Genomic DNA, 13143 nt, shown 5'->3' on the forward strand with positions numbered 1-13143 from the left:
CGGCGGCGGCTCGACGGGACAACGAGCGGGGGGTCGCGGGGTTACGGCCGTTCGGGGGACGGCGGGTCGGCGGGGGCCGGTGCCGGGCCGGCCGGCGTTCGGCGCGACCACGCCAGGTGTCGGCGCATCAGTTCCTCGGCGCCGGCCGGATCACGGGCCTCGATCAGGTCGAGCAGCCGGTGGTGCTCGGCGGCGATCAGGCCGCGGTCGACCGCCTCGGTCAGCGGTCGCGGACCGTACAGCCGGGCCTGCGCGCGCAGCTCGGCGACCACCCGGACCAGCCGCGCGTTGCCGGCGACGCCGAGCAGATGCGCGTGGAAGCGGTCGTCGGCGTCCACGTAGTCGACCACGTCGGCGCGGGCGACCGCGTCGGCCAACTCCTCGACCAGCGCGCGCAGGCCGGGCAGGGCGTCCGCGCAGCCGTCCCGGGCGAGCCGCCCGATGATGGGTATCTCCAGGAGCTCGCGAAGGTCGTGGATGTCGTCCAGGTCGGCCGCGGACATGCTGCGGACCCGGAAGCCCTTGTTGCGGACCGGCTCGACCAGTCCGTCCTTCGCGAGGTCGAGCAACGCCTCGCGGACCGGGGTCGCGGACACCCCGAAGCGGGTGGCGAGGGCGGGCGCCGAGTAGACCACGCCCGGTTGCATCCGGCCCGCGACCAGCGCGGCCCGGACCGCGCGGGCGACCTGCTCGCGCAGGCTCAGCCGCTCGCCCAGGCGCCCGGCGTCGCGGCCGCCCTCGCTGTCCGTCCCCATCGTGTCCGCCCCCTCGGCCGCGTCGCCGTCACACGACCGGACGCGGCCCGGTCGCCACCAACGGGCGCAGCGGTCCGCGTTCGACCATCCGTACGACGGGTTCCAGGGCGCGGCCCACGAACAGCGAGCCGACGAGGGCGACGAGCGCGCCGAGCGCGAAGCCCGCGAGCACGTCCGTCGGGTAGTGCACACCCACGTACAGCCGGGAGAAACCGGTGAACACCGAGGCGAGCACCGCGAGGATCCCCAGCCGGCGGTCGACCAGCAGGATCCCGACCGCCAGCGCCATGGTGGTCAGCGCGTGGTCGGACGCGAAGGACGGGTCGGTCTTGCCCTCGATCAGCACGTGCAGCCCGTCGTGGCTCAGGAAGGGCCTCGGCCGGTCCACCCACTCGCGCAGGGGCGCGTTCGCCAGCTCCGCGACCAGGGCCGCCAACGGGGCCCACAGGAGGCCGGCCACGGCCGCCGTGTGGTCGGCGCGCCCGCGGGCGCGCCACCACGCGAGCACGCCGAGGACGGCGAGTACGGCGAACATGCCGTACTCGCCCATGAACTCCATGCCCCCGTGTGCCCAGGAGGTGTGCTCGGTGAGGCCGTTGACGTCCCGCAGGACCTCGATGTCGAGGTTGTCGTCCGAACTCTCCGCCAGGACCTGCAAGGACACCTGTGAACCCCTTCGAACCGTATTGCCTGGTGCGGTGTTGCCGGTGCGGTGTTACTTCTTCTCGTACGCGGCGACGACTTCTTCCATCGGGCCGTCCATCTTCATCACGCCCTGGTCGATCCAGATCACCCGGTCGCAGGTGTCCCTGATCGACTTCATGCTGTGGCTGACCAGGAAGACCGTGCCGGCCTCCTTGCGCAGCTCGCGGATCCGCGCCTCGCTCTTGAGCTGGAACTCGCGGTCGCCGGTGGCCAGCGCCTCGTCGATCATCAGCACGTCGTGCGTGCGCGCGGCCGCGATGGAGAACCGCAGGCGGGCCGCCATGCCGGACGAGTACGTCCGCATCGGCAGCTTCGTGAAGTCCTTGCCGTTGTAGTTGTTGAGGCCGGAGAAGGTGGCGATCTGGTCGTAGTTCGCCTCCGCCTCGCTCTGCGTCATACCCATCGCGAGACAGCCCAGGATGATGTTCCGCTCGCCCGTGAGGTCGTTCATCATCGCGGCGTTGACGCCGAGCAGGGACGGCTGGCCGTCGCTGTAGATCTTGCCCCGGGTGGGCGGCAGCAGGCCGGCGATGCACTTGAGGATCGTGCTCTTGCCCGAGCCGTTGCGGCCGATCAGACCGATCGCCTGGCCCTTGTACGCGACGAAGCTGATGCCGCGCACCGCGTGCACCTCGGTGATGCCGGCGGCCTTCTTGCGCAGCGCGAGCCGCGACAGCGCGGAGGTCGCGCTGCCCTTGCCCGCGGCCGCGCCGTGCACCTTGTAGATCAGGTGCACGTCGTCGACCACGACGGTCGGCGGGAGTTCCGGCTGCGGAATGCCCTGCCCGGGCACCGCGGCCACCGAATCGTCCACCGCGGTGACCTCTTCCCAGCTCATGATCGTGGGCTGCTCAGCCACGGCCGTACCTCTCTTCCGCCTTCCAGAAGTACACGTAACCGCCGAGGCCCATCACGACCGCCCAGCCGAACCCGTAGACCCAGGTGTACGCCGGGATCGTGTCGTGGCTGTCGATCAGCGCGTCGCGGATCAGCTCGATGTACACCGCCACCGGATTCGCGGCCAGTACGTGCGCCACCCAGCCGGGCGCGGTCTTGGTGTAGTTGTCGATGCTGTAGAACACGCCGCTGAGGTAGAGCCACGTCCGCAGGATGAACGGCAGCAGTTGCTTGATGTCGGTCAGCACCGCGCCGATCCGGGCCAGCACCAGGCTCAGGCCGACGTTGAAGACGAACTGCAGGACGAGCGCGGGGACGATGAGCAGCCACTTGAGGCTGAGCGGCTCACCGGTGCCCAGCACGATCGCGCACAGCACGACCATCGAGAACAGCAGCTGTTGCAGCTGCACGATGGTGAACGAGATCGGCAGGCACGCGCGGGGGAAGTGCAGCGCGCGGATCAGGTTGAGCTGATCGCTGATCGCCCGGCTGCCCGCCAGTACGGCGCTCTGCGTGAAGGTGAACACGAAGACGCCGGTGACCAGGAACGCGACGTAGTTGTCGATGCCACCCTTGGTCTTGACGAGGTAGCCGAAGATCAGGAAGTACACGGCCGCGTTCATCAGCGGCGTGAGCACCTGCCACAGCTGGCCGAGCTTGGCGGTGCTGTAGGTCGCCCGCGTCTTGGCGTTGGCGAAGGCCACGATGAAGTGACGCCTGGCCCAGAGCTGTTTCGAGTACGCGAGCAACCCGGGCCGGGCTCCGCTGACCGTCAGCTTGTAACGGGCGGCGAGGTCCGCCAGGGGTTCGGTGGAACCGGGGGGCATCGACGTCCCCTGTGGGCTCAGGGTGTCGGCCTGCGCGCTGTTGGCCACGTTGACACTTTCGTCTGCGTCGGATCGAAATCGAAACGGTACGAGGATTCCAGCCTGTCAGATGACGGGTGGACGGCCGAGCCTGGTCATTCGCCAGACCGTGCGCCAGGACATCGGCTTGCGCGGACCGCTCGGAGTCTTCCACCCCTCGCGGAAGCCCGCGGCCCAGGCCTGCGCGTTCTCCTTGGACGGACGGCGGGCGGCGGTGAGTACGACCCACGTACCGAGGTAGGCGGGGACGATCGGCCACGGCAGGTTGCGCCGGGCCAGGAAGACGCGGTTGCGGGCGTTCATCCGGAAGAACGCCGCGTGCCGGGCCGGGCTGGTCTTGGGGTGTTCCAGCACGATGTCGGCGCGGTATTCGATGTCCCACCCGGCGTCCAGCGCGCGCCAGGCGAGGTCGGTCTCCTCGTGCGCGTAGAAGAAGTCGTCGGGCAGGCCGCCGACCTCGCGCAGGACGGCCGCGCGGACCGCGCTGGCGCCGCCGAGGAACGTGGTGACCGGGCCCGATCGCATCGGGTCGCCGACCCGGATCCTGGGCACGTGTCGCCGCTGGGTCTCGCCGCTCTCGGGATCCACGATCCGGAAGCTGACGATGCCCAGGCGCGGGTTCGCGGCGAACGCCTCGCGCAGCAGTCGGCCGGCGTCGGTGCCGGCGAGCCGGCCGTCGTCGTCGAGGTAGAGCACGATGTCGGTGCCGGCCGGCAGTTCGTCGGTGCCGACGTTGCGACCGGCGGGAATGCCGACGTTCTCGGGGAGCGTGACCCCGATCGCGCCCTCGGGGAGCTCCGGCAGCTCGCCGCCGTTGGCCACCACGACGACCGCCATCGGGTCGCCGTCCTGGTCGGCGACCGAGCGCAGCAGTCGGTTCAGCTCGGCGGGGCGGTCGCCCATGGTCAGCACGACCGCGCCGAGGGTGACCCGGTCCGCCTCGGCCGCGTCGTCCGCGCGCTGCCCCACGGCAGCGTCGGCGGTCACCGAAGCCTGCTCGACATGAGCACGCTGACCAGGTGCAGCAGGGTCTGCAGGAGCGCGATGGCGGCGAGCGCGGTGACCGCGATCCGGCTGTACAGCAGTCCGCCGTCGTCCAGGACGAGGTCGAGCACGCCCGCGAGGAGCAGGAAGATCGACGCCTCGACGGCGCCGACCAGGCGGTGGAACTTGAGCGAGGCCACGATCTTGCGCAGCGACGCGGCACCCGAGGAGCGCGGCACGGCGGCGGCGTCCTGCACCGGCGGCAGGCCGCTCTTGGCACGGGCACCGTCGACCAGGTCGGTCTCGGACTTGATCAGGATCGCGCCGAGCGCCGCGACCACGCCCAGCGTGGCGTAGCCGTTGAAGCCGCCGCCGTCGAGCACGCCGGCCGCGTGCAGGCCGGCGCCGGAGAGCAGGGCCGCCTCGGAAAGGTAGTGGCCCACCCGGTCGAGGTAGACGCCGGTGACCGAGGTCTGCCGACGCCAGCGGGCGACCTCGCCGTCGATGCAGTCGAGCAGCAGGTAGAGCTGCACGAGGACGAGCGCCGCGAGCGGGCCCGCGAGGCCCGGCAGGATCAGCGCGGCACCGGCGGTGATGCCGGCGATGATCATCATGTAGGTGAGCCCGTTGGGTGTCACCCGGGTCCCGACGATGCGTCGGGTGACCTGCAGGGAGATCTGCCGCATGTAGATGCGCCCGGCCCAGTGTTCGCCACTGCGCCGATCGAGCAGCCCCTCGGGGTGTACGACCGAGCGAAGCTCAGCCGCCGTAGGTGTTGACATATTCGGTCACCGAATCCCGGATGGCGTCATTGTCGAGGTCGAGATGTTCGAGGATGGTGAAACGCCCCGGACGGGTCTGGGGCGCGTAGCTCACCGCCGCCACGAATTCGTCGATGGTCAGGCCGAGATGCTCCGGCACGACCGGCAGCTTGTGCCGATCGAGTGTGCTCGTCAAGAGCTTCGTCAACGGGACGTCGCCGCGCAGGTGCGTGGCGAACGCGGCACCGAGGCCGACCTGTTCGCCGTGCAGCCCGTCGTGACCGTCGCGCTCGCCGTAGAGCAGGTCTATGGCGTGTGAGATCTCGTGGCAGGCCCCGCTGCACGGGCGGGTGGTGCCGGCCACGGACATCGCGATGCCGGAGAGTACGAGGCCCTCGGCCAGGGCCACGAGGAAGTCGTCGTCCTCGATGCCGCCGGGGCGGTGCAGGATCGAGTCCCCGGACGTGCGGGCGAACGCGGCCGCGAGGCCGTCCACCTGCTCGCCGGTCTCGCGCTGCGACAGCTCCCAGTCGGCCACCGCGGACAGGTTGGACAGTGATTCGCCGATGCCGGAGCGCACGAAGCGCTGTGGCGCGGCGCGGACCAGGTCGAGGTCCACGACCAGGGCGATCGGCGTGGGGACGCCGTAGGAGCCGCGGCCCGCGTCGTTGTCGAGGATGCTCACGGGGGACGCGATGCCGTCGTGGGCGAGGTTGGTGGCGACCGCGACCATGGGCAGGCCCACTCGGGCCGCGGCGTACTTGGTCGCGTCCAGGACGCGGCCGCCGCCCAGGCCGACGACGGCGTCGTAGGCTCCGGCGCGCATCCGGTCGGCCAGGTCGACGGCGGCGGTCAGCGTGCCGCCGGCCACCGAGTACCACTCGGCGCCCGGCAGCTGGGGCGCGAACCGCTCGCGCAGGCGTGCTCCGGAGCCCTCGCTGACCACGACCGCGACGCGGCCCGACGTCGAGACGCGGCGGTCGGCCAGGATCGTGGCGAGGTCGTCGACCGCGCCCGCGCGGATGTCGACGGTGAGCGGTGTCGGGACGAGTCGAGTCAGTACCGGCACGCGATCTCCCGCGCGACCATGAGGTCCTCGGTGGTGTCGATCTCGGTCCACGACACGCGGGTGTCCGGCGCGCTGATCGGCTGGACGTCGACCCGGCCGCCGCGGTTCACCAGCTCCTGGTAGCCGTCCTCGTAGTACAGCTGCGGGTCGCGCTCGAAGGTCGCCTGGAGCGATTCGATCAGCGCGGGCGCGGCGTGGCCCTCGATGAGGGTGACGCCGATGTACTCGCCGGACGCCTCGGAGGGGTCCATCAGCTTCGTGATCCGGCGCATCCGGCCGTCCGCGCCGAGGGTGACCTTCATCTCCTCGTCGGCGAGCGGCTTGGCGGTGTCCAGGGCCAGGATGATGCCCTTGCCGCCGGCGGCGTCACGCGCGGCCAGCATCGTCTCCTGGACCGAGACCGGGTGCAGCGTGTCGCCGTTGGCGAGCAGGACGCCCTCCGCGAGGTAGTCGCGGGCGCACCACAGGGAGTAGGCGTTGTTCCACTCCTCGGCCTTGTCGTTGTCGACCATGTGCAGCTTGAGGCCGTAGCGGCTCTCCAGCGCGCCCTGGCGGTCGCGGATCGCGTCGCCGCAGTAGCCGACCACGATCGCGGCCTCGGTCAGCCCGACCGCGGCGTAGTGGGAGAGGGTGACCTCCAGGATCGACCGTTCGCTGTCCGGCGCACCGGGCGCTCCCACCGGCACCAGGGCCTTGGGCAGCGTGTCGGTGTGCGGGCGCAGCCGGCGGCCGGCGCCGGCTGCGAGGACAAGGCCGATCATGAGAGGTCTCCAGTTCGATCGGTGGCCGCCACGGCGGCCTCCAGGGGGCGGTGCACGGGTGCCGGCGTCGAGGGAGCCGGTCCCACCGGGGTGACGTCGTCGATGTCCGGGCGCGCGCCGCGCACCCAGAACACGACGCTCTCGGCGAGCACGATCGCCGCGATTACGGCGGCCGTCACGATCAGGCCGGTGCGCAGGGTGTCCGAACCCAGTGCGGCCAGCACGGTCACCAGGAGCACGCGCCCCTCGTGACCGAGCACCAGCCACACCAGCGCCCGGGGCGGGGCCCCGTAGCCGCCGCGAAGGCGGTACACCGTGTCGTAGTGATGGTAGGCCGTGGCCGCGACCAGGCCGAACGCCGCGGCCACCCCGGTGGGGACCACCCGCGCCGCGAGAATCGTGATCGCGGCGTACTCGGCGGCCCGGAACACCGGCGGCACCACCCAGTCGAGCCGGTGCACCAGCGGTCGGCCGATCGCGACGCCGGCGCACAGCGCGTACACGCCGGCTCCGGCCAGGCCCCACCACTCGCCCGCGCCGCCCGAGAGCAGCACCGCGACCAGCGCGGCGGTGCCGAGGAGGGCGGCGGCCGGGGCGGGGACGCGCAGGCGGAGCCGGCCGACGAGCTCGGCGAGCGGGCCGCTGTCGGCGAGCGCCGCGAGGTGCTCCCCGACCTGCGGGACGGCCGCCGCGCGCCGCGGCAGCGAGCGCAGGATCCGGCCGAGCGAGGTGTAGCAGGCGGCGAGCACGCAGCCGACGATGAGCACGACGAACGTGATCCGCGGGGTCGTGGTCGCGGTCAGGATCGCGATCAGCGCCCAGCGCTCGCCGATCGGCAGGATGATCATCCGGCGGGCCCATACGGTCCAGCCGACGTTGTTGAGCTTGCCGGAGAGCTTGGCCCCCGCGCCGCCGTCGGCGCTGTCGTCGTCTCCGCCGCCGATGCCGCGGCGGGTCTCGTTGAAGGAGAAGTCGACGATGTGTCGGGTGGTCATGACGACCATCGCGACCAGCGCGAGGGTCCACACGTCGTCGTCGTGCCGGGCCGCGCCGAGCGCGAGGCCCGCGTAGACGGCGTACTCCTTGGCCCGGTCGAAGGTCGCGTCGAGCCAGGAGCCGATCCGCGAGTAGCTCACCGCGTAGCGCGCGAGCTGTCCGTCGGTGCAGTCCAGGACGAACGAGAAGTACAGGCCCAGGGCCGCGCCGATGTACCCGGCTCGGGTGCCGGTCGCGGCGCCCGCCGCCGCCGCGAGGGCGACGAGCAGCGACAGGACCGTCACCTGATTGGGCGTCAGCCCCCGGTTCGCGCACCAGCGCGCGAGGTAGCGCGACCACGTGCTGACCGCGAAGGTGGTGAAGAAGCCGTCCCGGGCCTTGACCGCCGAGTTCAGCCGGATCCGCTCGTCGTCCACGGCCGCCACGGCGGCCAGCGCCCGGGCGCGCGCGGCGTCGTCGCGGGGCACCTCGGCGACCATGTCGCCCAGCGGGACCTCGCGCACCGAGACGTCGCCGTCGGCGATCAGGCGCTCGGCGATCGCGTCGGGCACGCACGCGTCCTCGGGCAGGCGGCCCAGCTCGGCCAGCACGCGGGCGGCCCGGGCACGCGCGTCACCCTCGACGACGAGTACTCCCGGCACGTGCGCGGCCGGGAATCGGGTGTCCGCGACGACGAGCCGCAGCGCGTGCCGGTGGCCGACGAACCGGTGGTCGACCAGCGCGATCCGCCGGGTATCGGCGCCGAGGCGCCGATCGAGCGTGCTCGCCGCGACGACCTCGACCTCGGGTACCGCTCGGGTCAGCGCGGCCAGCTCGGCGAGCAGCGCGGCCGGGTCGGGGTCGGCCGAGGAGGTGGTCGGTTTCGTGATGACCAATGCCGTGGACAGGCGCCATCACTCCTTATGCAGCGGTGGTCGCTACACCGCCGAGAAACGGGATATGTGGGGGGCTCCCCGAAACAACGAGACAGGCTAGCCGATCAATCGATGCCGGAACACGTGCATCCGCCGCAGGTGGAACGCGTGCGCGACCCGGCCGGGGGCTGTCACGCGAGATGGCGGGCGCGGGAACCGAACGGGTTCCGATCCGCGTCCTGATCGGAGCAAGCCACGCGCGTCGGACGATTCGGGCGCTTTGACCGAGGTCATACTGTGATTGCTACAGTCGAAGCGATTCCCGTTCGAGTCCAGCCTTGCGGCAGCGCCGTCCACAGGACGCTGGTCGGCCCGCCCGGCCGGCGGCCGGATCACCCCGCGCCGCGCACGAACTTTCGAGACTTCTTGCCTTTGGAGGTGGCCGCTTGTCCATGACTTCGGCACCGGACGTCAGCATCGTCGTCATCGTCTACAACGATGCGGACCGCCTGCCCCGAGCCGTGGACTCGCTGCTGGCTCAGACCCTCGACAATATCGAAGTTCTGATCGTGGACGACGCCAGCACCGACGACAGCTTCTCGGTCGCGGAAGGCCTGGCCGCGCAGCGCCCGGACAAGATCCGGGCGATCCGCCTCCCGGAGAACAGCGGCGGTTGCAGCCGACCCCGCAATGTGGGTATCGACGAGGCTCGCGGCACCTATGTGATGTTCCTCGACAGCGACGACACGCTGGACCGTCACGCGTGCAAGAACATGCTCGCGACCGCCGAGGAAACCGGCGCGGATCTGGTCTCCGGCTTGTGTGTCCGGCTGCACGTGGACAAACAGAACAAAATGACCAAGTGGTATCCGCATCTTTATGAGCGCCACGCGGTATACGAGTCGTTGAGCGAGAACCCGGATCTGCTCTACGACACCCTGTCGACCAACAAATGTTATCGTCGTGATTTCCTCAACGAGAATTTTCTTCGTTTTCCCGAGGGATATCACTACGAGGACCTGCTGTTCTCCGCGCAGGCGTATCTCGCCGCCTCCCGCATCGCTTTGGTCCCTTACACCGTCTATTATTGGCACGTCATCGACAAGACGGCCGTCAAGTCGATCTCGAATCGCCGGGACGAAATCGGAAACTTCGTCGACCGTATTCGAATTCATAAGCTGATCGATCAGCAGTTGGCCGATCGACTGCCCCCGGACCGGGCGCACGCGCTCAAGGTCCACAAGGACAAGAAGTTCGTCAAGCACGACCTGGTCCTGTATCTGTGGGGTCTTCCCTTCCAGGACGAGACCTATCGTCGCGAATTCCTCGCCCTGGCCAAGCCGTATCTGGAGACGCTCGACCGCAGCGCGTTCCTGGACAGCAAGCCGATCCCCGCCCTGGCCGCGTATCTGATCATGCGCGACGACTGGGACAACCTGCTGCCCGCGCTGGACACGGTGCTGAACCCGACCAAGCTGACCTCCGACCTCCATCGCGAGGGCGAGCGGATCTACTGGTGCGCCGAACACCTCGACGACGAGCTCGGGCGACAGGTCCTCGACGTCACGGACACGCTTCCGTGGTCGAAGCCGCTCGTCCAGACGCGGTTCGGCAACCGGCTCACGTCCTTCCACAGCTCCGGCTCGGTCGTGTCGATGGCCGGCGAGATAAACAATGCTCTCGGTCGCATCGATCCCCGGTCCTCCATCGCGGCGAACCTGGAATTTCGCGCCCGCCGCAAGAAGCTGGCCGGGGTCGCGGTCTGCGTCCCGGTCAAGACCCTGCGCCACCAAGGCTCCAGGATCACGTGGACCTCGGAGTTCGACCTCGCCGAGAGTGTCCGGCCGATCGGACTGATCGACCCTGTGTGGGACATCCGGCTGCAGCTCAAGATCGACGGCAAGATCGTCTCGACCCGGCTGTTCACCACAGGCCTGCCGGAGGGCACCTCGTCGATTCCGGCCCGGCCTCGGCTGAGCCGACTGGCCGGCGACCATCTGTTGCCGCACCTGACCCCGAATGGCCACCTCGCCTTCGTGGTCGTCAGCGAAAGTGAACTGGCCCGCAAGAGTCAGGAGTTGGTCCTGCGGTCCGCGCGCAGTCCGCTCGGCCACAAGGCAATCCGGACGATCAAGGGGCAGCTCAAGCAAAGCAAGGCACGCAAGAAGAGCCTGGTCGACCTCGGCAAGCGCACGCTCGCCCAGTTGCCCGTGCACAAGGGAACCGTCGTTTTCGAGAGCCACCTCGGGAAGCAGTACAGCGACAGCCCCAAATACATCTACGAGGAACTGCGCCGCTCAGGAGCCAAGATCAACGCGATCTGGTCCTACGCGGACAGCAGCGAGGGCTTCCCGAAGGACGCCAAGCTGGTCAAGCGGCGATCGTGGGCCTATTACAAGGCCCTGGCTCAGGCCGAGTTCTGGATCGACAACCAGGGATTCCCCGCGGACGCGGTCAAGAACAAGGGCACCACCTACATCCAGACCTGGCACGGCTCGGCGCTCAAGCGGATGGGCTTCGACATCCCCTCGTTGAAACACGCCGGCGAGCCCGAACGCAATCGCCTCCAGACCGCCGTCGATCGCTTCGACCACTTCCTGGTCCGGTCCGAGCACGATGTCCGGACGCTGGTCGAGGCGTTCCGTCTACGGGCCGAGGTCCTCCGGGTGGGCTATCCGCGCAACGACGCGCTCACGGACCCCTCGCGGATGGGGGATGAACTCACCCGCTTGCGGAAGCAGCTGGGACTGACCGAGGGCGATCCCCGGCGGATCCTGCTGTACGCCCCGACCTTCCGGCAGGCGCCCGCGGGCGCGATCGTGCCCTTTACGATGCCGTTCGACCTGGAGCGATTCGCGGAGCGCTTCGGCGATCGGTTCGTGCTGTTGATCCGCACGCACTACCTCAACACCGTCGAGGTGCCGCCGTCCTTGCTCGGTGTCGTGCATGACGCCTCACGGGTCCACGACATCACGCCGCTGCTGTTGCTCGCGGACTCCCTGATCACGGACTACTCGTCCCTGATGTTCGACTACGCCCTGCTGGCTCGGCCGTTGGTGCTCTACACCTACGACTACGAGGAGTACACCGGCCAGTCGCGAGGAGCGTACTTCGATCTCGCCGAGCACGCGCCAGGGCCGCTGGTACACGACGAGGACGCTCTGTTCAAGGTCCTGGAGGACATCGACGGCTCACGTGTCGCGCACGCCGACCAGCTTCGGCGATTCGTCGACGAGTTCGGTGAGTACGACAACGGCAAGGCCGCACAGGCCGTCGTGGAACGGTTCTTCGGATCGAGGGGAATGGCGTGACCCAGGCTGACGGCGCGACTCCCATTCAGGGCCGGCGACAGGCCGGACGCGACATCTTCATCGTCTGCAACAACATCGAGGAACTCGGCGGACTGCAGCGCTGGGCGCACCACACTGCGGCCATACTCGCCGGGCATGGGCACAATGTGAACCTCGTGGGCATCATGCCGCCGGCCGAGCCGCACGCCTTCGAGCCGGACAGTTCGTACCGCACCACCGTGCTGTACGAGACTCCCCCGCCGAACGCGTGGTCGCCCAAGCGGTTGCGCGACCACGGCAACGTGCCCGCCCGGGTCCGCGAACTCCGCCGGCGGGACGGAGCGCGCAGGATGGCGGACCGGCTGACCGCGATGTTCCGCACGGCGCGCCCCGGTGCGGTGGTGATCGTGCCGCAGGTCTGGGCCATGGAGTGGGTCGCCCTTGCCGACACTTCCGGGCTCCGCGTGATCGGGATGAGCCACGAGTCGTTCGACGCGTCGAAGATGTCTTCCCGCCGTGCCCGCGTCAAGCGCTACTTCAGCGATGTCGACCGACTGCTGTTGCTCACCCGTGAGGACGCCGAGGCGTGGGCCCGGGACGGGATGAACAACACGGGCGAACTGCCGAATCCGCTGCCGATCGAACCGACCACTTCTTCCGACCGCTCGCACAAGGTCGTCGTCAGTCTGGGCCGCTTCTCACCCGAGAAGGGCTACGACCTGCTCCTCGAAGCCTGGGCCGAAATCGTGCCCGAGCACCCGGACTGGACGCTGCGACTCTACGGCGGGGGAGCCGAGGACGAAGCCCTGCGGGCACAGGCACTCCACCTGGGAATCACCGGAAACGTCGAGTTCCCCGGCCCCACCGCGGACGTCGAGGGCGCCCTCCGCGATGGAGCGATCTTCGCGCTGTCCTCGCGCGCCGAGGGCTTTCCGATGTCGCTGCTGGAAGCGATGTCGATGGGACTTCCCTGCGTGGCCTTCGACTGCGCCCCGGGCGTGCGGGAAATCATCGCCGACGGGTCCAACGGAATGCTGATCGCCCGCGGCAACACGGAGAGTTTCGCGGCGGCTCTTCGCACCGTCATGACGGATGCGGGGTTGCGCGACCGACTGGGCGAACAGGCACTGAAGGACGTGCAACGCTACACTCCCGCCTCGATCCTCCAACGGTGGGAAGACCTCTTCGAGTTCGTCTACCGCTGA

The 13143-nt window shown here is 69.6% G+C and carries 11 protein-coding genes; 2 read left to right on the forward strand and 9 right to left on the reverse strand.

The features are described from left to right. Positions 1–41 precede the first annotated feature (41 nt). The 9 genes from OG928_RS15330 to OG928_RS15370 all read right to left on the reverse strand — a co-directional run bounded on the left by OG928_RS15330 (position 42) and on the right by OG928_RS15370 (position 8669). Positions 42–755: a GntR family transcriptional regulator gene (locus OG928_RS15330; protein WP_406283983.1), complete on the reverse strand. Its 714-nt coding sequence runs from the start codon at positions 753–755 to the stop codon at positions 42–44. Positions 756–783: 28 nt separating this feature from the next. After that, positions 784–1419, reverse strand: a complete 636-nt coding sequence (locus tag OG928_RS15335) for a phosphatase PAP2 family protein (protein ID WP_406283985.1) — start codon at positions 1417–1419, stop codon at positions 784–786. A 51-nt stretch (positions 1420–1470) separates the two neighbouring features. After that, the gene (locus tag OG928_RS15340; RefSeq protein ID WP_406290993.1) at positions 1471–2298 is read right to left on the reverse strand and encodes an ABC transporter ATP-binding protein; all 828 of its coding nucleotides are present in this window, start codon (positions 2296–2298) and stop codon (positions 1471–1473) included. A gap of 13 nt (positions 2299–2311) precedes the next feature. Next, positions 2312–3184: an ABC transporter permease gene (locus OG928_RS15345; RefSeq protein WP_406290995.1), complete on the reverse strand. Its 873-nt coding sequence runs from the start codon at positions 3182–3184 to the stop codon at positions 2312–2314. Positions 3185–3289: 105 nt separating this feature from the next. Then, a complete protein-coding gene (locus OG928_RS15350) occupies positions 3290–4126 on the reverse strand; it encodes a glycosyltransferase family 2 protein (protein WP_406290998.1) in 837 nt (278 codons plus the stop codon). An 80-nt stretch (positions 4127–4206) separates the two neighbouring features. Further along, the gene (locus OG928_RS15355; protein ID WP_406283987.1) at positions 4207–4989 is read right to left on the reverse strand and encodes a CDP-alcohol phosphatidyltransferase family protein; all 783 of its coding nucleotides are present in this window, start codon (positions 4987–4989) and stop codon (positions 4207–4209) included. Beyond that, positions 4967–6037 carry an iron-containing alcohol dehydrogenase family protein gene (locus OG928_RS15360; protein ID WP_406283989.1) on the reverse strand — a complete coding sequence of 357 codons (1071 nt, stop codon included), beginning with the start codon at positions 6035–6037 and terminating at the stop codon, positions 4967–4969. The genes OG928_RS15355 and OG928_RS15360 overlap by 23 nt, the downstream gene beginning before the upstream one ends. Next, entirely contained in the window at positions 6025–6798 is a 774-nt protein-coding gene (locus OG928_RS15365; RefSeq protein WP_406283991.1) for a sugar phosphate nucleotidyltransferase, read from the reverse strand. Before OG928_RS15365 ends, OG928_RS15360 begins: the two co-directional genes overlap by 13 nt. Continuing rightward, positions 6795–8669 (reverse strand): DUF5941 domain-containing protein, encoded by a 1875-nt coding sequence (locus OG928_RS15370; RefSeq protein ID WP_406283993.1) that lies wholly within the window; start codon positions 8667–8669, stop codon positions 6795–6797. The genes OG928_RS15365 and OG928_RS15370 overlap by 4 nt, the downstream gene beginning before the upstream one ends. A gap of 431 nt (positions 8670–9100) precedes the next feature. Between OG928_RS15370 and OG928_RS15375 the strand changes: the two genes are divergently transcribed. Both OG928_RS15375 and OG928_RS15380 read left to right on the forward strand, forming a co-directional pair. Next, entirely contained in the window at positions 9101–11959 is a 2859-nt protein-coding gene (locus OG928_RS15375; RefSeq protein ID WP_406283995.1) for a CDP-glycerol glycerophosphotransferase family protein, read from the forward strand. Beyond that, on the forward strand, positions 11956–13143 hold the full coding sequence (locus OG928_RS15380; protein WP_406283997.1) for a glycosyltransferase family 4 protein: 1188 nt from the start codon (positions 11956–11958) through the stop codon (positions 13141–13143). The genes OG928_RS15375 and OG928_RS15380 overlap by 4 nt, the downstream gene beginning before the upstream one ends.

The sequence above is a fragment of the Embleya sp. NBC_00896 genome (genome assembly GCF_045207785.1).
Taxonomy (GTDB): domain Bacteria; phylum Actinomycetota; class Actinomycetes; order Streptomycetales; family Streptomycetaceae; genus Embleya.

Bases quoted from the DNA above. Each gene is read 5' to 3' on its own strand.
- OG928_RS15330 (WP_406283983.1), bottom strand. From the start codon at position 755: ATGGGGACGGACAGCGAGGGCGGCCGCGACGCCGGGCGCCTGGGCGAG.
- OG928_RS15355 (WP_406283987.1), bottom strand. From the start codon at position 4,989: ATGTCAACACCTACGGCGGCTGAGCTTCGCTCGGTCGTACACCCCGAG.
- OG928_RS15375 (WP_406283995.1), top strand. From the start codon at position 9,101: ATGACTTCGGCACCGGACGTCAGCATCGTCGTCATCGTCTACAACGAT.
- OG928_RS15350 (WP_406290998.1), bottom strand. From the start codon at position 4,126: ATGGGCGACCGCCCCGCCGAGCTGAACCGACTGCTGCGCTCGGTCGCC.
- OG928_RS15340 (WP_406290993.1), bottom strand. From the start codon at position 2,298: ATGAGCTGGGAAGAGGTCACCGCGGTGGACGATTCGGTGGCCGCGGTG.
- OG928_RS15345 (WP_406290995.1), bottom strand. From the start codon at position 3,184: ATGCCCCCCGGTTCCACCGAACCCCTGGCGGACCTCGCCGCCCGTTAC.
- OG928_RS15365 (WP_406283991.1), bottom strand. From the start codon at position 6,798: ATGATCGGCCTTGTCCTCGCAGCCGGCGCCGGCCGCCGGCTGCGCCCG.